We start from the raw sequence: 22,893 nt of genomic DNA, 5'->3' as shown, positions 1-22,893 counted from the left end.
GGCCGCCTCTACGGTGGAGCGGGTGACGCACTCCCATTCGCACAGCGCGCCGTCGGGCCCGTTCGCCGTCGGTCCGTTGCCCGCCAGGATTGTCGTCGGGCTGCTGGTGGCGATCGGCGTTGCGGTAGCCGTCGGCGCGATCGTGCTCTGGCCCAGCCGACAACACGTCGACATCCCGATGCCGCTGCAGAACGCGGCCGGCGGCGCGGTGAGCACGCAGGCCGGGCACGTGCTGTCGAGCGGAATGGGTGACTGCGGCAGCCCGTCGGTCAGCCAGGTCCTCACCGGCGCAGCGCAGCCGGCCCCGGCGGGCGCCGGCCGGTGCGTGTTGACCCAGGTCTCGATCGATTCGGGACCCAACGCGGGGGCCCAGACACTGCTGGAGTCCTCGCCCGGTCCCGGGCAGCCGAAATTCGCGGTGGGCGACCACATTCGGCTCGTCCGACAGGTCGACGAGCAGGGTGCCACCAGCTATGCGTTCTACGACTTCGAACGTGGCTGGGCGCTGGCCGGTTTGGCGATCGCGTTCGCGGTGGTGATCGTGGCGGTGGCGCGCTGGCGCGGGCTGCTGGCGCTGGTCGGCATCGTTGTCGCCTTCGTGGTGCTGGTGACGTTCCTGCTGCCGGCGCTGCGCGACGGCGCGCCTGCGGTTCCGGTGGCGCTGGTGGCGGCGGCGGCGATCCTGTACGCCGTCATCTATCTCGCGCACGGGGTGAACCTGCGGACCAGCGCCGCGCTGCTGGGCACCCTGTCGGCGCTGCTACTTGCCGCCGGATTATCTTGGACGGCAATACAACTGGTGCAGCTGACCGGGCTGTCGGACGAACAGAACAGCACCGTCAGCGCGTATCTGGGCAGCGTGTCGATCAGCGGCCTGCTCCTCGCCGGCTTCATCATCGGGTCGCTGGGCGTACTCAACGATGTGACCGTGACCCAGGCGTCGACGGTGTTCGAGCTCGCCCACCTCGGTGGCTCTCGGCGGGCGATTTTTCTGGGTGCCATCCGGGTGGGCCGCGACCACATCGCCAGCACGGTCTACACGCTGGTGCTGGCCTACGCGGGCAGTTCGCTGCCGCTGCTGTTGCTGTTCAGCGTCGCCAACCGCTCCCTGACCGACGTGCTGACCAGCGAGAGCGTGGCCATCGAGATCGCCCGCTCGGCGGTGGGCGGCATCGCGCTGGCGCTGTCGGTGCCGCTGACCACGGCGATCGCCGCGGTGCTCGCCAAACCTACTGAAATCGACTGCGCTCCAACAGGTCCAGCAGATAGCCGCCGTAGCCGGACTTGAGCAGGCTCTGGGCGCGCTCGGCCAGCTCATCGTCGGTGATCCAGCCGCGCCGCCACGCCACCTCCTCGGGGACGCTGACCTTCAGGCCCTGCCGTCGCTCCAGGGTGCGCACGAAATCGCTGGCGTCCAGCAACGAGTCGAACGTCCCGGTGTCCAGCCAGGCCGTGCCGCGCGCCAGCACCTCGACCGAGAGCAAGCCCCGGTTCAGATAGATCTGGTTGACCTCGGTGATCTCGTACTCACCGCGCGCCGACTTCTGCAGGCCCTTCGCGATTTCGATCACGTCGTTGTCGTAGAAGTACAAACCCGGCACCGCATAGTTGGATTTCGGCGTCTTGGGCTTCTCCTCCAAGGACAGCGCCGTGCCGTCGCCGCTGAACTCGACGACGCCGTACGCCGACGGGTTGGCCACCCAGTACGCGAAAACCGCTCCCCCCCTAATGGATTGGAAGCGGCTCAGGCTGGTGCCCAGGCCCGGGCCGTAGAAGATGTTGTCCCCCAATACCAAAGCCACCGGCTCGTTGCCGATGTGCTCGGCGCCCAGGACGAATGCCTGCGCCAGGCCATCGGGGTTCTCCTGCGTCACGTAGGTGATGTTGACGCCGAACTGTGAACCGTCGGCCAGCAGCCGCTGGAATCCGGGCGCGTCGTGAGGGGTGGTGATCACCAGGATGTCGCGGATTCCCGCCATCATCAACGTCGACAGCGGGTAGTACACCATCGGTTTGTCGTAGACCGGCAGCAGCTGCTTGCTGATGCCCGTGGTGATGGGATGCAGGCGGGTGCCAGACCCGCCGGCCAAGATGATTCCGCGCATTGAACAGCTCCTGATGCCTTGATCGCCTATTCGATGGCGTCGGACTCGGTGAGCTCGGTGGCGGCCAGCGCCGACGCCAGGCCGTCGTGCCGGAAGACCGAGGTGACGTGGTCACGGACGACGCGGAACGCCAACGCGTCGGTGGCCTCCCCCGAACCGTCGGGGCTGCTCCGCTTCTGTTCGGCGACGACGACGCCGTCGTGGACGTACATCTGGCCCAGCTGCGTGCTCGCCTGGCGCGAACTCGCCCAGTTGCGCAGCGCCTCGTGGCCCTGCGCGGCTCCGTGCGCGTCGCCGATCTCGATGTCGTCGCTGGACAAGGACAGCAGGGTGTCCAGGTCAGAAGTGTTCAGGGCGTCGTGCCATGCCAGAACGGTGGCGATCTCCGATGTGGTCATGGTGTGCAAATTACCGTGCTGCCCTCGGCTAGAGAGGCGTGCGGTCCAACCAGCGCTGCCACACGGCGTCGTCGCCGAACAACTCGGCGTCGGTCTCGGCCGGTGGCCGGCGGCGCAACATCGCCAGCAGCAGCCCGGTCGCGGGGCCGCGCAGTGCTGCGCTGCCCTTGCCGTGCCGGTGGGACCAGGTGATCCGCCCCTGCTCGACGGCGATCGTCCACTCGCCGTCTTCACCCAGCCCGGGATCGGTGGCGTGCAGGTGCAGGGTGTCGCCCTCCTCGAGCGGCAGCGGCATTTCCTTGCCATCCGACTGGATCGCCACCCGTTCCAGCCATTCGGTGATCCCGTCGGCGGCCACGGCGGGTTCCAAGGTGAAATCGCCGCCCAGCGCGAACGCCGCGTCGGCGCGGTGCACCGCGACCTCGTGCAGCCGGCGCCGGACCCACCAGTTCGCCGGGCGGGACCCGAGGAACGTCCACACCGGTGTTTGCACCCCGGTCAGTTCGACCGCGTCGATCAGCCGCTGAGCGCCGCCATGCAGCCAGGCGATCGCGCCTGCCGGATCCGGCGGCGGCTTGCCGCCTTCCACCGCGCGGGGGTCGAGGTAGCCGTCGAGTCGGTCGGACACGATCTGAGCCGCCCAGCGGTCGCCGCGCCCGACGTGGCGGAATAGGTGTCGCAAGGTCCAGCCCGGGCAGGTGGGCACCGGAGTGGATTCGTCGACATCGCGGAAGATCTCGGAAAACGCCTGGTTTTCCTCGACAAACTTACCGGCATAGTCCACCCGGTCAGGCTACTCGCGAAATGACGTTGACTCGTTACCGCTCTGCGCGCGCTCACCCGCGCTGAGGGCGCATCCACGTGCGGCGTGAACAAGCATCGACGGCCGGTCCTTCTGATCGCCCCACCGCTGGTACCGCGCCCACAACCTGCTCAGCCCGGGGTGCGTCACCTGCAAGCACGACTAGGCTTCAATCCGTCACGACCAAAACGCTTTGCGTGGAACACCTTTGACGGATTCGTGGTCCCGCCAACGTGTAGTCCGCCTCAGACGCGCGGCGCCCCGAGTCGGAACAACTGCCAACCGGCCCGGTTCCAGCGTGCGACATCAAGGCAATTGCGGCCGTCCACGATGACGCGGGCCCGAACCCGGTCGGCCAGGTCGTTCGGGTCCATGTCGACGAACTGGCGCCACTCGGTGAGCACCAGTACCGCGTCCGCACGCTCGCACGCCTCTTCGACCGACACGGCGTAGTTCAGCGTCGGGAACAGGCGCTGCGCGTTGTCGAGGGCCTTGGGGTCATAGACGTTCACCGCCGCGCCGTTCAGCTGCAACTGGCCCGCGACATTCAGCGCGGGTGAGTCACGCACATCGTCGGATTCGGCTTTGAACGCCGCTCCGAGCACTGCGATGTTGGCGCCCAGCAGCGAGCCACCGCAGGCCGCGCTGGCCAGTTCCACCATCCGGGTGCGGCGGCGCATGTTGATGCTGTCCACCTCGCGCAGGAACGTCAGCGCCTGGTTGGCGCCCAGCTCACCGGCGCGAGCCATGAATGCGCGGATGTCTTTGGGCAGGCAGCCGCCACCGAAACCTAAACCGGCATTGAGGAATTGGCGTCCGATGCGGGGATCGTAGCCGAGCGCATCCGCAAGCAGGCTGACGTCGGCGCCCGCGGCCTCGCAGACTTCGGAGATGGCGTTGATGAACGAGATCTTGGTCGCCAGAAAGGCATTGGCGGAAACCTTGACCAGCTCCGCGGTCTGCAGATCCGTCACCAGGAAAGGAACGCCGGCCTCGAGCAGCGGCGCGTACAGCTCACGAACGGCGGCCTCGGCCCGCGTCGAATCCCGGTTGATGCCCAGCACGATCCGATCGGGGTTGAGGGTGTCCTGCACCGCATAGCCTTCACGCAGAAATTCGGGATTCCAGGCGATTTCGACATCAACGCCGTGCGGCGCCAGCGCGGCGGCCCGATCGTGCAATTCGGCCGCGGTGCCCACCGGAACGGTCGACTTGCCAACCAGCACAGCCGACGTCGTCAACCGCGGCACCAGCGCATCGATGACGGCGTACACGTGGCGCAGGTCGGCGCCGTATTCGCCCTTCTTCTGGGGAGTGCCCACCCCGAGGAAGTGCACGTCTGCGAAGTCGGGCGCCATGTCGTAGTCCGTGGTGAACCGCAACCGGCCGGCAGCCAGGTTCTCCTGCAACAACTTTCGCAGGCCGGGCTCGTAGAAGGGAATGTCTCCCCCGGCGAGCTTGGCCACCTTGCCGGGATCGATGTCGATCCCGAGCACGTCGTGTCCCAGTGCCGCCATCCCCACCGCATGGGTGGCGCCCAGGTAACCCGTGCCGAACACGGTGCATCGCATACAACCGGTGTAGGTGGCCGCGATGAGCGAACCGCATCGCGGGGCTGAGCGGGAGGCAAACGGCAGATGACAGGTGGCTGCCGTCAGGCGTCAGTGCCGCCCGAAGCCGCCGTGGCCGCCGCCGAAGCCGGGGAAGCCGCCGCCGCCGTGGCCGCCACCGCCGCCGGGGAACCCGGGGAAGCCGCCGCGCGGGCCTCCGTCGCCGCCGTGCGGGCCCCAGCCGCCGCCCGGGGGTCCGCCGAACCCGGGCCCGCCCAGGCCCGGTATCGGCAGCGGAATGGGCACCGGAATCGGCGCCACCGCGGGTGGCGGCGGTGGTGGAGCCGCCGGGACGGGTGCGGGGGCTTCCGGCACCGGGATGGGAGCGGGAGCCGCAGGCACGGGAACGGGCACGGGAGCCACCGGAGCGGGAGCGGGAGCGGCCGGCGCCGGAGCGGGCGCCTGCGGCACCGCCTCGGGAGCCGGAGCCTCGGGGGCGGGTGCGGGCGCTGCAGGCGCGTTGGCCGGTGCAGCGGGGGCCGGGGCGGCCGGCGCCGGAGCCGGGCGGGTGGGCGCGACGACCACGTTCTGGTTCGGGCTGGGCCGCACGTTGGCCGTCGGCCGGATGGCGATGGCCAACGCCACGACCAATGCCACCACACCGACGACGAAGATCCCCGCCACCGCGGTTCCTACCAGCCTGAAGGAGCTGCGCGGCTGATAGTCCGAGTCGACCAGCGCCGTCGCTGCGGTCTGTGAGCCGGTGAAGAAGTCGTCCAGGTCGTCGGGCACGGCGCTGTAGGCGAGTCCGTCCGCCTCGCCCGGAGTGTCGAAGTAGACCGGCGCCGCGGCCAGCGGGTCGATCGCACCGGTGCCGGGATCCTGCGCGTAAGCCAGGGCCGCGGTGGACGACGAGAACAGCGGGGCATGCGCCGACGCCAACGCCGCGCCGCGGGCCAGTGCCGTGTCCGGTTCCTCGGGCGCGGTGAGCGGCAGGGTGGTCGCGGCCTCCAGCGCCGGCTTGATCATCGGGATGTCGATGCCGGAGCCGACGACGAACACGGCGTCCGGGCGCGTCTGCAGGTTCTCCGCGTTGGCCACCAGCGCGGCGAGCTGGGCGACTGCCGCCTCGTCGTCGTCGGGCAGGGCCTGCCGCTGAACGTCGGCGATGGACCCGTCCGCGCTGTCGACGACTGCCAGCGTCGCGTTGTCGGGCTCGATGTAGAGCAGCGCCGTCTGCGCGTAGTTGGTCCGATGGCCCACCGCCTGGGCCAGCGCCGCCGCGGCCAGGAAAGCCGAGACGAGCATCACATTTTCGACCTTGTAGGCGGCCAGCTTGTCGCGCAGCGCGGCGGCTTCGATGGGGTCGGTGAACGTGACCCCGGTCGACGCCAGTTGATAGCCACCTTCGGCTGCGCCCTGACGCGTCCCCAGGATGGCCGAGACTACCTGGTCGGAGGCGGATACCGTTGCTACTTCATCAGCGACGGCGACGTCGAAATTGTCTTCGTCGACGGTCGCGCCATCACCGTTTTCCCCCTCGACCAGCACCATCCGGACTGCCGTCGGCGCCATCGACACACCTAATACGGTGTCCATAGCTCCTCCAAAGTCGGTTGCTAGTCATTCGCGGTGGGGGCGGGCCCGTCGCACCAGGACGTGGCGCGAGACGTCGCTGCGGTTCCACCGTAGTTCCCCTAAACGACAAATTTTACGCGCGCTCGTCACCCGCGGGGCGGGCCGGGACCCGGGCTACGGCGATGGCATCTGCGAGCCCAGGTGGCGGTGCAGCCAGTCGTCCCAACGTTGATGGTCACCGGAATGCGGGGACGGCTGCGGTGCCGACGGGGGCGCTGGCGGCGGTGCCGCCGGAGTGCCCGACGGCGGGGATGGGCCCGGTAAACCGGCGTGCGGAGTCTGCGGGGCGACGACGTTCCTGCCGACGGCCGGTCGCTGGTCTGCGTGGGGCCGGATACCGACGGCCAGCGCCAGCGCCAGCGCCGCGATGCCACCGATGCAGACCATCGCCACCGCGGCGACCGTCAAGGTTGGCTTGCGGCTGCGCCGCCGGTGCGTCGCGGCGTCCGCAAGCCGGTCGGCGGGGCCGTCCTCGGCGCTGTAGGCGAGTTCGGCCGGGGAGGTCTGCGCAGCCGGCATCGAGACCGTTCGCGGCGCTCCCAGCATCGCGTTCGCCGCGGCCAACGCGGCGCCACGCGCCAGTGCCATCTCGGGCTCCTCGGGGGTGGTCACCGACAGTGCGGTCGCGGCCTCGAGCGTCGGCTTGATCGACCGGATGTCGACCTCAGAGCCAACCAGGAACACCCCGTCGGGCCGCGCCCTCATCGACTCGGCGCCCGAGACCATCGCGGTCAGCTTCGCCAGCGCGGCGTCGTCGCTGCGCGGCAGCGGGTGCCGCTGGGTATCGACGAGCGTTCCGTCGGAGCTGTCGACGACCGCCAGGGTCGCGCCGGTGGGTTCGACGAGCAGTAACGCGGTGCGGGCCCAACGAGTCGCGCTGCCCATGGCCTGTGCAAGCGCCGCGGCGGCCACGACCGCCGAGACCAGCATCACGTTATCAATTCTGCTTGCCGCCAACGCATTTCGCAGCGCCGCCGCCTTGGCCGGGTCGGTACAGCTCACCGCGCTGGATCTCAGCCGATACCCGCCCTGTGCCGCACTCTCCCGGGTGCCGAGAATGGCTGCGACAACGTGATCCGCTGCGGTGGTGGGTGTTTCGTTGCCGAGGAGAGTGAAACCGTCCTGATCGACAGTGACCCCGTCGGCAGCCTCACCTTCGACGAGCACCATGTGAACCGACTCAGGGGCCATGGACACGCCAAGTACGACGTCCACCGCTCCTCCGTATCGTCCAAATGGGTTGCTGCGCGCCGCGAGTCCCGGCCGCCGCCTAGTCCGCCACCCTAGCGCGCCAGGTCAGAGACGCACGCGAAGCGCGCATGCGCTACCGGCGCCCGAAGCCGTGGCCGCCGAACCCATGCCCGCCGAACAGACCGTGACCGCCGCCAAAGGGGCCGTGGCCGCCCCCGAAGGGGCCGTGGCCACCGAAGGGGCCACCGAACGGCCGGCGACCACCAAAGGGCCCGCCGAACGGCCCGTGACCACCACCGAAGGGGCCCATGCCGCCAAACGGCCCCCGGCCACCGCCCAGCCCGGGCACCGGCAACCGGGGCGGCGGAACGAATACGGGCGGCGGCAGGACCGGTATGACAGGAGCCACGGGGGCCGGCCGCAGGGCCGGTGCCGGGACGACGGCCGGCGGCGCAATGGGGTGGGGCACGGCCAGGGGCCGCGGCGGCGGTGCGATTTTCGGCTGGGCCTGCACGTGCGGCGCGGGTTTGGGCGATGCGGGAACGACGACGTTTTCGTTGGGGCTGGGCCGTAACGCGACGGTCGGGCGGATGCTGATCGCCAGCGCGATTTCCAGCGCCACCACCGCGGCGATGAAGATCACCGCGAGCGAGCTGCTGACCAGCAAGAAGGACTTGCGCCTGCTCGCGGGCTCGTCGAGACGCGCCAGCGTTTTGGTGTCGGCCTCATCGTCCGCCAGGGCGCTGTATGCGACATTGGTCTTGCCCTTGTCGACGTCGGCGGCCAGGGCCGCGATGCGGCTGCGGTATCCGGGCTGATAGCCGGGCAGCAGGCCGGGATACTGCCCGGCGAGGAGGAGCGGGTCGACCTCTCCGGTGCCCGGATCCTGCGCGTAGGCCAACGCGGCCGTCGACGACGCGAACAGCGGTGCGTTGGCCGAAGCCAGCGCGGCACCTCGCGCCAGAGCCATCTCCGGCTCGTCGGGTACGGACAACTCGAGCGAGGTCGCGGCCTCCAGGGCAGGCTTGACCAGCGGGATGTCGACGCCGGAGCCGACCAGAACCAGACCTTCGGGGTGCGTTTCGAGCGACTCGGCACTGCCGGCCATGGCGACGAGTTCGGCTACCGCTTGGTCCTCGTCATCCGGGAGTACCCGGCGGCGCACCTCGGAGACCGAGCCGTCGGCCGTGTCGACCACGGCCAGGGTGGCGCTGTACGGCTCGACGAACAGCAGCGCGGTGCACGCGTAGTTGGTGGCGTCACCGACAGCCTGCGTCAGGGCAGTCGCGGCCATGAAGGCCGAGACCAGCATGACGTTCTCTACCTTGTGCGCGATCAGAGCGTCGCGCAGTATCGCCGCGTCGACGTGATCGGTCCACGTCACACCCGTGGACAACAGTCGGTAGCCGCCGTCGGCGGCGCCTTCTCGGGTGCCGAGAATGGCCGAGATCACTTCATCGGGTGCGGTGCCCGGCCCGGCGGCGCGTTGGGCGCCGATGTCGAAGTCGTCCTGATCGACGGTGACCCCGTCGGCGCTTTCGCCTTCCACGAGCACCATGCGCACCTTCGTCGGCGTCATCGAGACGCCAAGGACGATGCCAACCACCGGTCAAGCCCCCTGTCAGTTTGCCGCGTTGCCTCGCAATCCCATCCGCGACTGTGCCGCCAGGTATTTCCCACCGCAGCAGAGGGGACTGCACGCCCGCGCACGTTGCTGGGCTGAAGAAATCCTGGCGGGTGAGGTGGCGCGTTCTGGCCTGCCTCGATATCCCGACCTTACCCGTGCGATCTCGGCAGGAGCGGCCGCCGATTGCAGTGGGTTGGTTGGCAAAACGGACTAGTGGCGTCCGCCGCCACCCCCATGGCCACCGCCGAAGCCGCCGCCACCGCCGAAGCCCCCACCGCCGCCGAAGCCGCCACCGCTGTGCCCACCACCAAAGCCGGGGAAGCCGCCGCCACCACCGCCGAAGCCGCCGCCGCTGTGCCCACCACCAAAGCCGGGGAAGTCACCGCCGCCGGCATGACCGCCACCAAAGCCCGGGAAGCCGCCACCACCCGGGCTCGGCGCGTGACCACCACCGAAACCGGGGAAGTCACCGCCGCCGGGGGTCGGAGCGTGACCCCCGCCAAAGCCCGGGAAGTCACCGCCACCCGGGGTCGGAGCGTGACCACCACCGAAACCGGGGAAGCCGCCCCCACCGGAGCCCGGCGTAGGAATATGGCCGCCCGGACCGTTCTCACCGGGCATCGGGCTGTGACCGCCGCCGAAGCTTCCGGGCCCGCTCGGTTTGGGAAGGGTGCCTTCCCCGGGGGGCGCCTGATGAAGCGGTGACTGCGGAAGGGTGCCGCCGACCTGCGGCGGCGATGGTGGCTGCGGGAGGCGCACCGGGAGCTGGGGCTGCGCCGGTTGCGGGAGGGACACACGCGGTGGGGCCTCCAGCCTCGGCGGGCTCTCGACGGGGTTGGGCAGCGGGATGCGCACGGGTAGCGGAACCCGCACCGGGGGAACCACGACGGGAACCGGAACAATCGGCGCCGCCGGTAACGGAGGCGCTGCGGGCAACGGAGGCGCGGCGGGCACCGGCGCTGCGGCCGGCGGGGGAACCGCGGGCAGCGGCGCGGCGACCGGGGGGCTCACCGGCCGGGGCGGCGCCACAGCGGCGGGTGGGCTGATCTTCGCCAGCGGTTCGGACGCCTGCACCGGCGCCGGAGCCGGCGCCTGCTCGGGGACGATGAGGTGCTGGCCCGGTGTGGGCTGTAGGGCGACGGTTCCCGTCGTGCGGATGCCGATCGCCAACGCGATCTCGAGCGCCAGCACCGCGCTGATCCCGACCACCGCCAGCCCGCTGCCGAGCAACAGGACCGGCCGCCGCTTCGGCTGGTCCTCCGCTGGGAGGAACAGCTTCTCGATGACGACGGTCGGTGAGTCGGCGTCGTCGTCCCCTAGCGCGCTGTAGGCGAGCTCATCGTCGCCGGACTTCGCACCGAACGGGACATAGAGGTACTCGGGGAGGGAGTACTGGTCGACCGCGCCGGTACCCGGGTCTTGGGCGTAGGCCAATGCGGCCGTCGACGAGGCGAACAGCGGCGCGTTCGCCGCCGCCAGGGCGGCCCCACGGGCCAGCGCCGTCTCCGGCTCCTCGGCCACACTCACATCGAGGAACGTGGTCGACTGCAGCACCCGCTTCAGCGGAGCGACGTCGATGCCCGATCCGACCAGGAACAGGCCGCCCGGCAGGGTTTCCAGCTTCTCCATCCCGGCGACCATCGCGCTCAGCTGGTCGGCGGCCTCGCCGTAGGACCCGGCGTGGATGGGTTGTTTGTACACGTCCGGGATGGAGCCGTCGGAGGTCTCGACGAGCGCCAGCGTCGCGGTGTCGGGCTCCACCAACAGCACCGCGGTGCGCTCGTAACCCATTGCACCACCGATGTTTTGGGCCAGAGCCGCCGCGGCCAAGAAGGCCGAGACCAGCATCACGTTGTCGATCCGGTGAGTGGTCAGCGCGTCGCGCAACGCAGCGGCTTCGAGCTGATCCGTCCATGTCACACCGATGGACGACAGCTCGAGGCCGGCGTCGGCCGCGCCTTCGCGAGTGCCCAGGATGGCGGAGATCACTTGATCGGGGCCGGTCACCGTGGCGTCATCGGCTACGTCGGCGACGTCGAACGTGTCCTCTTCAACGGTGGCGCCGTCGGCGTATTCGCCTTCCAGAACGACCATTTGGATCGATGACGGTGCCATCGATACCCCGAGCACGATATCCAATACAAACCCCTCCAGAGGTATTGCGAGATGAACCATGGCCAGGCCGGAGGAAAAACCATGGCTATCTAAGTATCGCGCAGGAGGGGTGCGGGAGGGGCCCTCAGAACCTATGTAGTCCTTATGAAGTTCTGATAGGAGCGCGACGGGGTGGGCCCTCGCTGGCCCTGATACTTGGAACCTACTTGTGTACTGCCGTAAGGGTGTTCGGCCGGGCTGGTCAACCGCAGAATGCAGAGCTGACCGATCTTCATGCCCGGCCACAGGGTGATCGGCAGGTTGGCGACGTTGGACAGCTCCAGCGTGATGTGGCCACTGAAGCCGGGGTCGATGAACCCGGCGGTCGAGTGCGTCAGCAGGCCGAGGCGCCCCAGCGACGACTTGCCCTCCAGGCGCCCGGCGAGGTCATCGGGCAAGGTGATGAGTTCCAGAGTCGAGCCAAGCACGAACTCGCCGGGGTGCAGGACGAACGGCTCGCCGGCCATGGGCTCGACCAGTGTGGTCAGCTCGTCCTGCTGCTTGGCCGGATCGATGTGGGTGTAGCGGGTGTTGTTGAACACCCGGAACATGCAGTCAAGCCGCACGTCGATGCTGGAAGGCTGCACCAGGCCGCCTTCGAACGGGTCGATGCCCAACCGTCCGGTGGCGATTTCGGCCCTGAGGTCGCGATCGGAGAGCAGCACGCGACGAGCCTAGCTTCTGCCGGATGCGTTCAGCGGAGATAGACCTCGCTGCCGTTAGGATATCCGCCACCGAGGGTCGTGACGTGCACGTGGTCGTAGTGGCCCAGCCGGCTCGGCTGCGCCCCACCGGGCGTGTAGTAGACGCCGCGCCAGATCGCGTCCTGGATGCCGAACCGCTCCGCGTTGCGCAGTACGTAGGCGACGATTCGGTTGCCGAGGTCGATGCCCTCGGCCGACTCCGGGTTGGGAATCATCACGTCGAGCGCCAGGCCGAGCGGGTGCCACGGCAATGGATCCGGCCGCACTCCCCCGATCTCGTGGATCTGCGGGAAGTCCGCGCTGATGCTGCGCGCGGTCAGGATCGTCCGGACCTGCAAACCCCGTTCCGGCGCGACGTCGGCGGTCAGGAAACGCGACCGGGTGTGATACCGCGACGCCGCGGTAGGCTCACCGTCGGCGAATCCCTTAATGAGCCGATTCGACGCCGCGGTCACGATTTCCACACAGCAGACAGTGGTGTCGCTGATAACGGGTTTGGCCTCCGGCCGAGGTGCAAATGGGTGGACATCTGCGGACACCGCGAAGAACACGGCCGCGGGGGCGAGCACTGCTGCCAGCTTCAGCGACGGTTTCCGCCGCTTCCTGGCTAATGAGTGTCGACCCATCCCGAGCACATTACGGTGCAATAACGAAATAATAAACTCGGGCCGTTTAAGAATTGCGCTGTAGTCGGCACGCATTCGGCGTTATGCGTTGCTTGGCAAGCCGCCGGCGCGTTCGATCTGTGGGCCCTGCGGCGATCGCACACGACGGTGAGTCCACGGGCCGCCGTTGCAGGCGGACGGGCGCCCGCCGGATGCTAGCCTGCTGAGGCGACTGTGCCGATGTAGTTCAATGGCAGAACATCAGCTTCCCAAGCTGAATACGCGGGTTCGATTCCCGTCATCGGCTCCATACCTATCAGCGCCAATCCCCTTCGGGTATCGATTCGGTTTGCGGCCTGATTCCCGCCCGAACCCGCTGGCTTGGCGCGCCCGGGCCGATCGCTCTTGGAGTCGCCGACGGGGTCGGCTTGACGGCGGCACCGATCGAGGAGATCCGTGTCCGTCGGGCACATCCGCACCCTTGGCGCTAGCCGGTGCGCGGCCGGTACAGGCCGTGCTCGGTGACGACCGCGGTGATGAGTTCGGCCGGGGTCACGTCGAAGGCCGGGTTGAAAACGTCGGCGTCCGGCGGGGTGATCGCGGTCCCGGCGAATGTCCTGAGTTCGTCGGGCGCACGTTCCTCGATTGGGATCTCGGCGCCAGTGGCAAGCGACCTATCGACCGTGGACGAAGGCGCGACCACGACGAGCGGCACGTGGTGATGATGCGCGGCGATGGCCAGGCTGTAGGTGCCGATCTTGTTGGCGACGTCGCCGTTGGCCGCGATCCGATCGGCGCCGACGAGCACGCAGTCGACGAGGCCGCGTGCCATCGCCGCCGCCGCGGCGCCGTCTGGCTGTACCTGGTAGGGCACGCCGGCCTGTGCCAGCTCCCAAGTCGTGAGCCTGGCACCCTGCAGCAGTGGACGTGTCTCATCGACCAGCACCGACTTGACCAGTCCGCGCTCGTGAAGGTGCCAGACCACGCCGAGCGCACTGCCCCAGGCCACGGTGGCCAGGTGACCGGCGTTGCAGTGGCTGAGCAGCCGCAGCGGGCGGCGATCGCACGATGCGAGAACGATTTCGGCGGCATGGCCCGAAGCGGCGCGATTGAAGCGTTCGTCCTCGTCGAGGATTTCCAACGCTTCGGCGAGCACAGCGTCGAGGCCCCCGTCCAGCTTTTCCAGCGCGCGCGCCACCCCCCAGCTGAGGTTGACAGCGGTCGGGCGCGCCCTCGCGACTCGTTCAGCTCGTTCTTTCATGGCCCGGATGTCGCCGCCTTCGCGGGCCGCGAGCGCGACGCCAAGCGCACCCGCCGCGCCCAGCGCGGGCGCGCCGCGCACCGCAAGGCGACGGATAGCGTCGATCAACTCGTCGACGGTGCGCAGACTGAGCACGCGGTAATGGGCCGGCAGCGCGGTCTGGTCAATGATCGTGACCGCGTCACCGTCCCAATCGATGGTCCTGCGCACGAGCCGAATCTAGCCGCATTCAACTCGTGGGGTGCACGTGCTCCAAGCCCTATACCGGCGTGACGATTTCTTCGTGGCGGCCTGAGCTACAGGGCAAGAAAAGCGGGAGTAGTGCCAGTCCCATCCACTCCGCCAGCCACCGGACGAGATACCCCGGCTGCCGCGCAAGCGTCTTGGAGTGCCAGTCACCTCCGTGTCGCGCACTGGAGAATAGGACTTGGCTATCAGCCGTAGAGCGACTGCAGCACGGCGCCTGCGTCCGCGTCTTCGACCGCCGGGCTCGCCTCGATCTGCATGAATTCGGTCCACTCCGCGAACCACGCGAATATGGCCTTGACGTCGTCGGCCTCCGCCACCGCACAGCCCTTCCCATTTGCGCCATGCCAGCGACCGATCAACTGAACGCCGGCAGGAGGCGAGCCACCGTTTTTGAGGAATCGCGAGGCGGCCCCGCGAAAGGTCTCACCGTGCGGCAACGTCCAAGTCATCAGAAATTTCATGATCACTCACCCTTCGACTTGTATTACCTGGATAAGGCAGTTTGTCCTCGACAGGTGGCGGTGCATTAGCGTAGTGCGTTACTCCACTTCGTTTCGTGCCGACGGGGGCACCCCCTGCGTGACCTCCCACAGCGCTCGCCCGATCTGTCGCGGGCTGGGTCCACACGGCTCGGCTTGGATCTGCCGCCGACTGCGCGAGGATCGCGACCGGCATGTGCACGTCAAGGCCGTCGGGAGCCTGACCCTGGTGTGAAACCCTCTGCGCAGTAGCTGCTCGCGGCAGGCGAAATGCTGTACACACCAAGCGATTTCACAACACTACCCGGCGGTCCTCGGCCGCCTCGCCCGCTGGTAGCTTTACCCGCATGGGTGCTTTGGATGGACGCGTGGCCTTTATCACCGGCGGGGCGCGAGGGCAGGGGCGCGCACACGCGTTGACGCTTGCGCGCGAAGGAGCCGACATAGTGATCGCCGATGCGCCCGGCGCGATGGCGGAGCTGACGTACCCGCTGGGCACCGAGGAGGACTTGCGGGAAACGGCGAAACTCGTCGAAGCCCTGGACCGGCGTTGCCTGCCCCTGACCCTGGACGTGCGCGACTCGGCCGCCGTCGGTGCCGCGATCAAGCAGACGGTCGCCGACATGGGCAGCCTCGACATCGTGGTGGCCAACGCCGGCATCGTCAGCACCGGGTTGCTGCAAGACGTCAGCGACGTGGTGTGGCAACAGCTGGTCGAAACAAACCTGACCGGCGCGTTTCACACCCTGCGGGCCGCCATACCGGTGATGCGGCAGCAGCGGTTCGGCAGGATCGTGGTGACCTCCTCGATGGGTGGCCGCATGGGCATCCCCGAGCTGGCCGCCTACAACGCCACCAAGTGGGGTGTCATCGGCCTCGCGAAGTCGGCCGCCCTGGAGGTCGCCAAGGACGGCGTCACGATCAACGTCGTCTGCCCGACCACGACCCAGACACCGATGGTGCAACCCACCGGAAGCGATGACGTCCCCGACGATTTGGTGCGCCGGATGACGAAGGCTAACCCGATACCGCAGCCCTGGCTGCAGCCCGAGGACGTGAGCCGCGGCGTGCTATATCTGGTCACCGACCCCGGGGTAATCACCGGAAGCGTGCTGGAGATCGGCCTGGGCGGCAGCGCCCGCATCCATTGACCTAGACGGCTATCCGATGGGTTGCTGTTGCGCCGCAGATGTTTTCGCTGGATGAAAGTCGGTAAAGTCGGCGAATCGTGGCGTACCCGGCTCGAGCGGTAGCCGAAGTCCGTTGACCAGGTAGCTCACCATCCGGTAGAAGCCGGCGAGCATCAGCAACTCGATGATCGCCTCATCCGAGTGGTATCTCTTGAGGCTTTCCCACAAGTTGTCGTCGACGATGCAGGATTCGTGCAAGCTGTCACAAAGCCGGACGAGCACTCGATCTTCGTCACTCCACTGGTCGTCACCCGAATCGCCTCGCAGCAGTGACGCGATCTGCGGGGAGTCGAGCCCGGCCTTCGCGGCGTAGGCCGAAACATGTACGCCCCACTCATATTCCGCACCGCACTGTGCCGTCACGCGGTCGATGACGATTTCGCGCTGCCGGATGCTCAGGTGGCCCCGGTCAAGAAGCCCGGAGCTCAACAGTTTGCCGAGCAGGCGGCGATCGCGGGCCAGCGTCGTGAAGAGAACCAGTGGTTCGCGGCCTCTCATGACGGCGTCGATGTTCTCTCGGATGTCAGGCGGCAGGGGAGACGCGGCCGGTTCGACGCGGGCGCTACCATTTTTATAGCGATACATGGATGGCGACCATACTCGTCGGTGCTATAAAATGTAAAGCGTGAATTCTCCGAAGGTAGGCAAGCGAGCGCGGGGCTCATCGACAGGGCGGCCGATCATGGTCGTCCTCGACGCCCTTGGGCGGCGCGGAGCCCTACGCGTGCTGTGGGAATTGCGCGACGGGCCCTTGACCTTCCGCGCTCTTCAGGCGGCGTGTGAGAGTAACCCCGGTTCGATCAACACCCGTTTGAGGGAACTCCGCGAACTCGCCATCATCGAGCACGAAGAGGCCGGTTATCGCCTCACTGAACAGGGGCGCCAGCTGGTGAAGGTTCTGCAGTCGCTTCAAGCATGGGCCGAGGGGTGGGCGGCGGATTCTGGGCGTCTTCTGACCTGAGAGACGCCGAGATGTCGGCACGAGTGACCGGCGCGTCCACTGCGCCGGCGCGACTCGCCAAGCCACGGTCGGGTCACGGTGCGATCCCAATGCGCTGCGGCGACCGCGTCGGACTGGCGCTTTTCACCTCACCTACTGACGGCCTGGTCAACCGCGCCGCCGCCCCGGGGCCGGACCTAACGCCCTTAGCCGAAACGTGACCGTCGTGTGGCCAAATATCAACGCGCCCTTAGGCTTTCGCAGGTCAGCGCGCATTTATCATCCTTATTGCAACTTAGTCAGTTAAAAGGAATTGGAGCCATGCGGACGGGTGTTCGGTGTGTCCTTGCGGTGATCGGAGCAGCTGCGAGTGTTGTCGTGACTCCGGCCGACGTGAGCCTGGCGGCGGCACGCCAGCCGCACGGGTTCGCGATCGCGTCGGTGCTGCCTGCGCGCGACGAAGTGGTCGGCGTGGCGCACCCCGTGGTGGTGAAATTCACCGCGCCCGTCACCAATTCGGCGGACCGGCAGGCGGCCGAGCGTTCCATTGAAGTCAGATCGACGCCCGCAATGACCGGCAAGTTCGAATGGCTGGACAACAATGTCGTGCAGTGGGTACCGGACCGATTCTGGCCGGCGCACAGCACGATTGCACTGACCGTGGGCAGCGTGTCCGCCGAGATCAACACGGGCCCTGCGGTGCTCGGCGTCGCCAGCATCTCCGAACACACCTTCACCGTGCGCATCGACGGGGTTGAGGCGGGACCGCCGACCTCGCTCCCGGCACCGCACCATCGGCCGCACTTCGGCGAGCAAGGCGTGATGCCCGCCTCGATGGGCAGGCCGGAATACCCGACGCCGGTCGGCTCGTACACCGTCCTGTCCAAAGACCCTGCGGTGACGATGGATTCGAGTAGCGTCGGCATTCCCGTCGACGATCCCAACGGTTACCTGCTCACGGTGAATTACGCGGTCCGCATCACCGGCCGCGGCCTGTTCGTGCATTCGGCGCCGTGGGCGCTGGCTTCGCTGGGGCTCGAGAACGTCAGCCACGGCTGCATCAGCCTGAGCCCGGAGGACGCCGAGTGGTACTACGACCACGTCAATGTCGGCGACCCGGTGATCGTCGAGGACTAGCCTCACCACTTGGCAAGCTCCGCACCCGCGAGCCGGGTGCGGAACTTCAATCATGCTGGGATGTAATGCTATTCGCTGTCAACATGGACAACGGGCCCGCTGGTGTCAACCAGCGGGCCCGTCCCGTCTACTCCTGAAGCGATCGGCCTCAGCTCGCGCCCGAGGGACCGGGACGAACCGGCTGGCCGGGCACCGGCCCGCCGGTGGGCGCCGGACCGGTTGGCGCATCTTTCACCCCGGACATGTCGATGATCGGAGCGGCCGCTTCCAGGGGAGCCCCGGCAGCCGCCGGCCCTCCGAGCGCGACCAGCGGCGCACCGGCCGGCACCACGGGCACCGGCGGCACCACCGGCACCGGCGGCGCGAGGGGCACCGGCGGCACGATGGGCACCGGAGCTCCGACCGGCAGTGGCCCCGGCACCGCCATCGGCACGCCGGACATATCGACCATGGGCGCCGCGCAGACGCCCCCGGCCGCAGCCGGCGCGCCCGCAGTCACCGGACCGGCCGCCGCGGCCGGACCACCGGCCGCCGGCGCCACCTCACCCGACTGTCCCTCGATGCAGGCGCTGCCGCCCGTGATCAGCGGGGCAGCCGCCGAGTCGGGACTCAACGCGATAGCAGCCCCGCACAATCCCGCGCCGGCAACTACTTTGATGTTGAACCGATCGACGATGGCCATCAGCGTCAACTCTCCTTCACGTTCAGCTTCTTCCGCGGTGGTGCAGCAGGCGCGCCTGGCCGTACCGAGGTCGCATTCGACGACCGCGCCAATTGTCAGCAGGCGACGCGCGACGCGCGCCACGCCGCACCGCGACGTTTCCAAATGGTGACGTCACAAGGGCGTCACGAATCATGACGCCGCCGGCATATACCGATTGAGCTGGGCGGAAGGCGCCGGGGTCCCGGGACGACGTGCGGCGGCCCGATGAGTTTGCCGGCCCCGGCGCCCACCGCAACCGTGCGGTGGGCCCCGAAGGTTACTGAGGACGGCAAAGCGCCACGCCGGGCCGCGGGTCGACGGTTGCAGGGAAGCGGACTTCAAATCCCACGGACTCTATTTTTCCGCAGGTCATTCACAGGGAACTGTTCATGAACAGTTATCGTGCTGGAGGTTACGCAGAGGTTAACATCGAGATTGAAACGGTTGACGCAAAGAGGAGAAGAGGCTATGCAACCACGCCGTCTCGCCGTCGGGTCCATCGCTTCGGCCCTACTCGCCGGCCCGCTTCTGGCTGGTCTTGCCTTTGCCAGCCCGGCGCGCGCCGACGCGGCCGAGTTCATCAACGACATGCACCGGGACGGGGTCCACGCCGTCACCGGCGGCGACGACGCCCTGTTGCAGGCGGGCCTGAACGTATGCCAGCAGCTGTCGTGGGGCGCCCCCGAGTCCCAGCTCGAGGGCTTGGCGCTGCAACGTTCCGACGACCGGCAGGGCGCGGGCGGGCTCAACCCCCAGCAGGCCGACGACATCGTCGCCTATGCCGAGCGTGATCTCTGCCCGAACGTCTTGCGCTGATCTGACTCTGACCACCTCGCCGGCCCGACAGCACCGACGGGCCCGGCGCCCGTCGGCATGCCCGACACTCGTTTCCGCTGCGGGTCTGCGCGCTTGCGTGTAAAAGTGCATCATCCGCAGGCGCAGACGAAGGAGATGGTCCGATGGCGGCAGGCAGGCGTTTTTGCCGGTTCGCGGGGGCGGCGCTCGCCGGTGGCCCCCTTATGCTCGCCGCCGTCGTCTGCGCCTGGCCGGCGCTGGCCGATCAGGGCGCCTTCCTCGATGACCTGCACACCGCCGGTATCCACGCCGTCAACGGCGGCGACCCGGAGCTGTTGCAGATGGGCGCGGACCTCTGCCAGCAGCTTTCGTGGGGCGCTTCCCCGCAACAGCTGGAGGGGTTGGCGCTGCAACGCTCGGATGCCGACCAGGGCACCGGCGGGATCAACGGCCGACAGGCCGCCGATGTGGTGATCTTCGCCCAGCGCGACCTGTGCCCTTAACCGGACGATGTCGGCCCCCGCGCACCCCGCTGAGCGCTGAGTTGACACTCGAGTGAGGCTCAACGCACAAAACCTGACCGGCCTCGGGATCCCCGTCCCGACGTATGACCGCAGTCAAATCGGCATCGGCATAGCGCATTTCGGCGTCGGCGGGTTTCACCGTTCCCACCAGGCCATGTACATCGACCGGTTGCTCAGCGACGGGCTCGCCCGTGACTTCGGGATCTGCGGGATCGGTGTGCTGCCGCGCGACCGGCAGATGCGCGACGCGCTGCGTGGCCAGGACCATCTCTACACGCTGATCCTCGAACACCCCGACGGCACCCGGGAACCGCGGGTCATCGGTCCCATCGTCGACTATCGCTATGCGCCCGACGATCCCGACGCGGTGATCGACCTGCTCGCCGATCCGGCCACCCGGATCATCTCACTCACCATCACCGAGGGCGGCTATCAGCCACCGCTGAGCGCGGTGTTCGGCTTGGTGGCCGAGGCGTGCGATCGGCGGCGCGAGCGCGGCCTGCCCTCCCCCACGATCGTCTCCTGCGACAACATCGCCGGGAATGGAGACGTGGCGCGACGCGTCTTCACCTCCTACGCGGAACGGACCAATCCCGAACTCGCGCAATGGATGCGGGAGAACACCACGTTCCCCAACTCGATGGTCGACCGGATCACGCCGGTGACCACGCCCGACGTGCTCGAGCGGCTGGAGTCCGAGTTCGGCGTGGCCGACGCCTGGCCCGTCATCGCGGAGCCCTTCGCCATGTGGGTGGTCGAGGATGACTTCGCCGACGGTCGGCCACCGCTGGATCGAGCCGGTGTGCAACTCGTCGACGACGTCGCGCCCTACGAGGCGATGAAGCTGCGGCTGCTCAATGCCGGGCATCAGGGCCTGTGCTATTTCGCCTACCTCGCCGGATACCGGTTCGTGCACGACGCCGCGCAGGATCCGCTGATCGCCGAATTCCTGGCCCACTATATGAATTCCGAGGCCATGCCGACGCTGCGGCGCATCCCGGGCCTGGACGAGTTCCGGAACGGACTCCTGCCGCGCTTCGCCAACGCCTACGTCCGTGACACCGTGGCCAGGCTGTGCGCGGAATCCTCGGACCGCATCCCGAAGTGGCTACTGCCCGTGGTGCGCGACAACCTGCGCTCCGGCGGCCAGGTGCGGCTGTCCGCGGCGATCGTCGCGAGCTGGGCCCGCTACGCCGAAGGCGTCGACGAGCAGGGCCAGCCGATCGAGGTGGTGGACCGCCTCGCCGACACCCTCGTTCCGATCGCCCGCTCGCAGCGCGACAACCCGGTCGCATTCCTGGCCAACCGTTCGGTGTTCGGCGATCTCGCCGATGACGAGCGCTTCCGCGAGTCCTACCTGTGGGCGCTGGACTCGCTGCACCGGCACGGCGCGCGCGCAACGCTGCGGGCGCTGATCGGCGCTGACGGATCATGACCCTGGTCGCCGGCATCGACTCGTCGACGCAGTCCTGCAAGGTGTTGGTCTGCGACGGCGCCACCGGCCGGGTGCTGCGCGAGGGGCACGCCACTCATCCCGACGGCACCGAAATCGACCCGGCGGCATGGGAAGTCGCCGCCCGAGCGGCCATCGCGGCCGCGGGTGGCCTGGACGGCGTGGAGGCCGTCGCCGTCGCTGCGCAGCAGCACGGCATGGTGTGCCTGGACAGCGCGGGACGGCGGGTGCGGCCCGCGCTGCTGTGGAACGACGTGCGGTCGGCCGGCACCGCACGCGCGCTCGTCGGCGAGCTCGGCGGTGCGCGGGCGTGGGCCCGCGCCGTCGGCGTGGTGCCGCTGGCCGCGATCACGGTGGCGAAGTTGCGCTGGCTGGCCGACCACGAGCCCCGGCACGCGGATCGCACCGCGGCGGTCTGCCTGCCGCACGATTGGCTGACCTGGCGGCTGCGCGGCGAGTCCGACCTCGCCGCGCTGACTACCGACCGCAGCGACGCCAGCGGCACCGGCTACTACGACGCCGCCACGGGCGCTTACCGTTTCGATCTGCTCGAGCTGGCGCTGCGCGGCCGTCGCCCCGCCGTGCCGGCCGTGCTGAGTCCTTCCGGCCGAACAATCAGCGGCACAAGGGTTTTCGGTGCCGGGCTCGGGGATAACGCCGCCGCGGCACTGGGCCTGGGCGCCGAAGAGGGCGACGTGATCGTCTCGATCGGCACCTCGGGGGTGGTGGCCGCGGTCGCCGCGGACCCGGTGCGCGACGACGCGGGATTCGTCGCCGGATTCGCCGACGGCGCCGGGCGCTACCTCCCGCTGGTGTGCACCCTCAACGGCGCGCGGGTGCTGCAGGCCGCCGCCGCGATGCTGCGCGTCGACCAGGAGGAGCTGTCCCGGCTGGCGCTGTCGGCGCCGCCGGGCAGCGCGGGGCTGGTGCTGGTTCCCTACCTGGAAGGCGAGCGAACTCCCAACCGGCCCAATGCAACCGGGGCCCTGCACGGCGTGCGCGTCGCCAACGCGACTCCGGCCAACCTGGCCCGCGCCGCGGTGGAGGGACTGCTGTGCTCGCTCGCTGAGGGCGTCGCGCATCTGACCGCGCGCGGTGTCGTCGCGCGCCGCATCCTGTTGGTCGGCGGCGGCGCGCAATCGCGGGCGTTGCGCGAGATCGCGCCGACGGTGTTCGGCATGCCGGTGCTCGCACCCGTGCCTGCGCAATACGTCGCGCTGGGCGCTGCGCGGCAGGCGGCCTGGGCGTTGCGCGGAACACCCCGGCCCCCCGACTGGGATCCGCCGCGCATAGCCGAGTACGCCGCCGGCCCCGCGCCCGAGGTGCTCGCGCACTACGCGCGGGTGCGCGACCTCACCGAGGGAGTTGCTGACGCCGGGCCCTAAATT

22 protein-coding genes and 1 tRNA gene are annotated in these 22,893 nt (G+C 68.7%); 9 read left to right on the top strand and 14 right to left on the bottom strand.

Features of this window, described 5'->3' with window-relative positions:
- Positions 1–22: 22 nt before the first annotated feature.
- Positions 23–1,288 carry a YibE/F family protein gene (locus tag OQ789_RS04995; RefSeq protein ID WP_324683926.1) on the top strand — a complete coding sequence of 422 codons (1,266 nt, stop codon included), beginning with the start codon at positions 23–25 and terminating at the stop codon, positions 1,286–1,288.
- Here the strand turns inward: OQ789_RS04995 and rfbA are convergent.
- The 10 genes from rfbA to OQ789_RS04945 all read right to left on the bottom strand — a co-directional run bounded on the left by rfbA (position 1,230) and on the right by OQ789_RS04945 (position 12,795).
- Positions 1,230–2,105, bottom strand: coding sequence for a glucose-1-phosphate thymidylyltransferase RfbA (gene rfbA / locus OQ789_RS04990; RefSeq protein WP_324683925.1), 876 nt, complete (start codon positions 2,103–2,105; stop codon positions 1,230–1,232). The two genes, OQ789_RS04995 and rfbA, sit on opposite strands and share 59 nt — an antisense overlap.
- Before the next feature lie 26 nt (positions 2,106–2,131).
- Positions 2,132–2,503 (bottom strand): nuclear transport factor 2 family protein, encoded by a 372-nt coding sequence (locus OQ789_RS04985; RefSeq protein ID WP_324683924.1) that lies wholly within the window; start codon positions 2,501–2,503, stop codon positions 2,132–2,134.
- A gap of 28 nt (positions 2,504–2,531) precedes the next feature.
- Positions 2,532–3,287, bottom strand: coding sequence for a maleylpyruvate isomerase family mycothiol-dependent enzyme (locus tag OQ789_RS04980; protein ID WP_324683923.1), 756 nt, complete (start codon positions 3,285–3,287; stop codon positions 2,532–2,534).
- 263 nt (positions 3,288–3,550) lie between these two features.
- Positions 3,551–4,876: a UDP-glucose/GDP-mannose dehydrogenase family protein gene (locus tag OQ789_RS04975; RefSeq protein ID WP_324683922.1), complete on the bottom strand. Its 1,326-nt coding sequence runs from the start codon at positions 4,874–4,876 to the stop codon at positions 3,551–3,553.
- A gap of 90 nt (positions 4,877–4,966) precedes the next feature.
- A complete protein-coding gene (locus OQ789_RS04970) occupies positions 4,967–6,454 on the bottom strand; it encodes a DUF7159 family protein (protein ID WP_324683921.1) in 1,488 nt (495 codons plus the stop codon).
- A gap of 153 nt (positions 6,455–6,607) precedes the next feature.
- Complete coding sequence (locus OQ789_RS04965; RefSeq protein WP_324683920.1) at positions 6,608–7,708, bottom strand: DUF7159 family protein; 1,101 nt, start codon at positions 7,706–7,708, stop codon at positions 6,608–6,610.
- Positions 7,709–7,817: 109 nt separating this feature from the next.
- Complete coding sequence (locus OQ789_RS04960) at positions 7,818–9,290, bottom strand: DUF7159 family protein (protein ID WP_324683919.1); 1,473 nt, start codon at positions 9,288–9,290, stop codon at positions 7,818–7,820.
- Between the two features lie 231 nt (positions 9,291–9,521).
- Positions 9,522–11,405 carry a DUF7159 family protein gene (locus OQ789_RS04955; protein ID WP_324683918.1) on the bottom strand — a complete coding sequence of 628 codons (1,884 nt, stop codon included), beginning with the start codon at positions 11,403–11,405 and terminating at the stop codon, positions 9,522–9,524.
- A gap of 152 nt (positions 11,406–11,557) precedes the next feature.
- Entirely contained in the window at positions 11,558–12,130 is a 573-nt protein-coding gene (gene dcd / locus OQ789_RS04950; RefSeq protein WP_324683917.1) for a dCTP deaminase, read from the bottom strand.
- A gap of 29 nt (positions 12,131–12,159) precedes the next feature.
- Positions 12,160–12,795 (bottom strand): hypothetical protein, encoded by a 636-nt coding sequence (locus tag OQ789_RS04945; RefSeq protein ID WP_324683916.1) that lies wholly within the window; start codon positions 12,793–12,795, stop codon positions 12,160–12,162.
- Positions 12,796–13,010: 215 nt separating this feature from the next.
- Between OQ789_RS04945 and OQ789_RS04940 the strand changes: the two genes are divergently transcribed.
- Positions 13,011–13,084 (top strand) — tRNA-Gly (locus OQ789_RS04940).
- A gap of 177 nt (positions 13,085–13,261) precedes the next feature.
- On the opposite strand, the gene mtnA is transcribed toward OQ789_RS04940, so the two are convergent.
- Positions 13,262–14,245, bottom strand: coding sequence for an S-methyl-5-thioribose-1-phosphate isomerase (gene mtnA / locus OQ789_RS04935; protein WP_324683915.1), 984 nt, complete (start codon positions 14,243–14,245; stop codon positions 13,262–13,264).
- Positions 14,246–14,469: 224 nt separating this feature from the next.
- Positions 14,470–14,745: a DUF3303 domain-containing protein gene (locus OQ789_RS04930; protein ID WP_324683914.1), complete on the bottom strand. Its 276-nt coding sequence runs from the start codon at positions 14,743–14,745 to the stop codon at positions 14,470–14,472.
- A gap of 365 nt (positions 14,746–15,110) precedes the next feature.
- On the opposite strand from OQ789_RS04930, the gene OQ789_RS04925 reads away from it, so the two are divergent.
- Positions 15,111–15,914 carry a mycofactocin-coupled SDR family oxidoreductase gene (locus OQ789_RS04925; RefSeq protein ID WP_324683913.1) on the top strand — a complete coding sequence of 268 codons (804 nt, stop codon included), beginning with the start codon at positions 15,111–15,113 and terminating at the stop codon, positions 15,912–15,914.
- Between the two features lie 9 nt (positions 15,915–15,923).
- On the opposite strand, the gene OQ789_RS04920 is transcribed toward OQ789_RS04925, so the two are convergent.
- Positions 15,924–16,538, bottom strand: coding sequence for a carboxymuconolactone decarboxylase family protein (locus tag OQ789_RS04920; RefSeq protein ID WP_324683912.1), 615 nt, complete (start codon positions 16,536–16,538; stop codon positions 15,924–15,926).
- Between the two features lie 40 nt (positions 16,539–16,578).
- Here OQ789_RS04920 and OQ789_RS04915 point away from each other — a divergent pair, with 40 nt between their 5' ends.
- Positions 16,579–16,914, top strand: a complete 336-nt coding sequence (locus OQ789_RS04915; RefSeq protein ID WP_324683911.1) for a helix-turn-helix domain-containing protein — start codon at positions 16,579–16,581, stop codon at positions 16,912–16,914.
- Between the two features lie 300 nt (positions 16,915–17,214).
- Complete coding sequence (locus OQ789_RS04910; RefSeq protein WP_324683910.1) at positions 17,215–18,030, top strand: L,D-transpeptidase; 816 nt, start codon at positions 17,215–17,217, stop codon at positions 18,028–18,030.
- A 148-nt stretch (positions 18,031–18,178) separates the two neighbouring features.
- Here the strand turns inward: OQ789_RS04910 and OQ789_RS04905 are convergent, their stop codons facing one another.
- A complete protein-coding gene (locus OQ789_RS04905) occupies positions 18,179–18,721 on the bottom strand; it encodes a hypothetical protein (protein ID WP_324683909.1) in 543 nt (180 codons plus the stop codon).
- Positions 18,722–19,201: 480 nt separating this feature from the next.
- Here OQ789_RS04905 and OQ789_RS04900 point away from each other — a divergent pair, with 480 nt between their 5' ends.
- From OQ789_RS04900 to OQ789_RS04885, 4 genes are all read left to right on the top strand, one after another.
- On the top strand, positions 19,202–19,549 hold the full coding sequence (locus OQ789_RS04900; protein ID WP_324683908.1) for a DUF732 domain-containing protein: 348 nt from the start codon (positions 19,202–19,204) through the stop codon (positions 19,547–19,549).
- A gap of 143 nt (positions 19,550–19,692) precedes the next feature.
- Positions 19,693–20,031: a DUF732 domain-containing protein gene (locus tag OQ789_RS04895; protein WP_324683907.1), complete on the top strand. Its 339-nt coding sequence runs from the start codon at positions 19,693–19,695 to the stop codon at positions 20,029–20,031.
- Between the two features lie 52 nt (positions 20,032–20,083).
- Complete coding sequence (locus OQ789_RS04890) at positions 20,084–21,487, top strand: mannitol dehydrogenase family protein (protein WP_324683906.1); 1,404 nt, start codon at positions 20,084–20,086, stop codon at positions 21,485–21,487.
- Complete coding sequence (locus OQ789_RS04885; protein WP_324683905.1) at positions 21,484–22,890, top strand: FGGY family carbohydrate kinase; 1,407 nt, start codon at positions 21,484–21,486, stop codon at positions 22,888–22,890. Before OQ789_RS04890 ends, OQ789_RS04885 begins: the two co-directional genes overlap by 4 nt.
- Positions 22,891–22,893 lie beyond the last annotated feature (3 nt).

The organism is Mycobacterium sp. 94-17, from assembly GCF_035617725.1.
Lineage (GTDB): Bacteria > Actinomycetota > Actinomycetes > Mycobacteriales > Mycobacteriaceae > Mycobacterium.
Note: the sequence above shows the minus strand (reverse complement) of the source record. Positions and strands in the feature narration are given on the sequence as shown.

Bases quoted from the DNA above. Each gene is read 5' to 3' on its own strand.
- rfbA (WP_324683925.1), bottom strand. From the start codon at position 2,105: ATGCGCGGAATCATCTTGGCCGGCGGGTCTGGCACCCGCCTGCATCCC.
- OQ789_RS04985 (WP_324683924.1), bottom strand. From the start codon at position 2,503: ATGACCACATCGGAGATCGCCACCGTTCTGGCATGGCACGACGCCCTG.
- OQ789_RS04975 (WP_324683922.1), bottom strand. From the start codon at position 4,876: ATGCGATGCACCGTGTTCGGCACGGGTTACCTGGGCGCCACCCATGCG.
- OQ789_RS04970 (WP_324683921.1), bottom strand. From the start codon at position 6,454: ATGGACACCGTATTAGGTGTGTCGATGGCGCCGACGGCAGTCCGGATG.
- OQ789_RS04955 (WP_324683918.1), bottom strand. From the start codon at position 11,405: ATGGTCGTTCTGGAAGGCGAATACGCCGACGGCGCCACCGTTGAAGAG.
- OQ789_RS04945 (WP_324683916.1), bottom strand. From the start codon at position 12,795: ATGGGTCGACACTCATTAGCCAGGAAGCGGCGGAAACCGTCGCTGAAG.
- OQ789_RS04930 (WP_324683914.1), bottom strand. From the start codon at position 14,745: ATGAAATTTCTGATGACTTGGACGTTGCCGCACGGTGAGACCTTTCGC.
- OQ789_RS04925 (WP_324683913.1), top strand. From the start codon at position 15,111: ATGGGTGCTTTGGATGGACGCGTGGCCTTTATCACCGGCGGGGCGCGA.
- OQ789_RS04920 (WP_324683912.1), bottom strand. From the start codon at position 16,538: ATGTATCGCTATAAAAATGGTAGCGCCCGCGTCGAACCGGCCGCGTCT.
- OQ789_RS04910 (WP_324683910.1), top strand. From the start codon at position 17,215: ATGCGGACGGGTGTTCGGTGTGTCCTTGCGGTGATCGGAGCAGCTGCG.
- OQ789_RS04900 (WP_324683908.1), top strand. From the start codon at position 19,202: ATGCAACCACGCCGTCTCGCCGTCGGGTCCATCGCTTCGGCCCTACTC.
- OQ789_RS04895 (WP_324683907.1), top strand. From the start codon at position 19,693: ATGGCGGCAGGCAGGCGTTTTTGCCGGTTCGCGGGGGCGGCGCTCGCC.
- OQ789_RS04885 (WP_324683905.1), top strand. From the start codon at position 21,484: ATGACCCTGGTCGCCGGCATCGACTCGTCGACGCAGTCCTGCAAGGTG.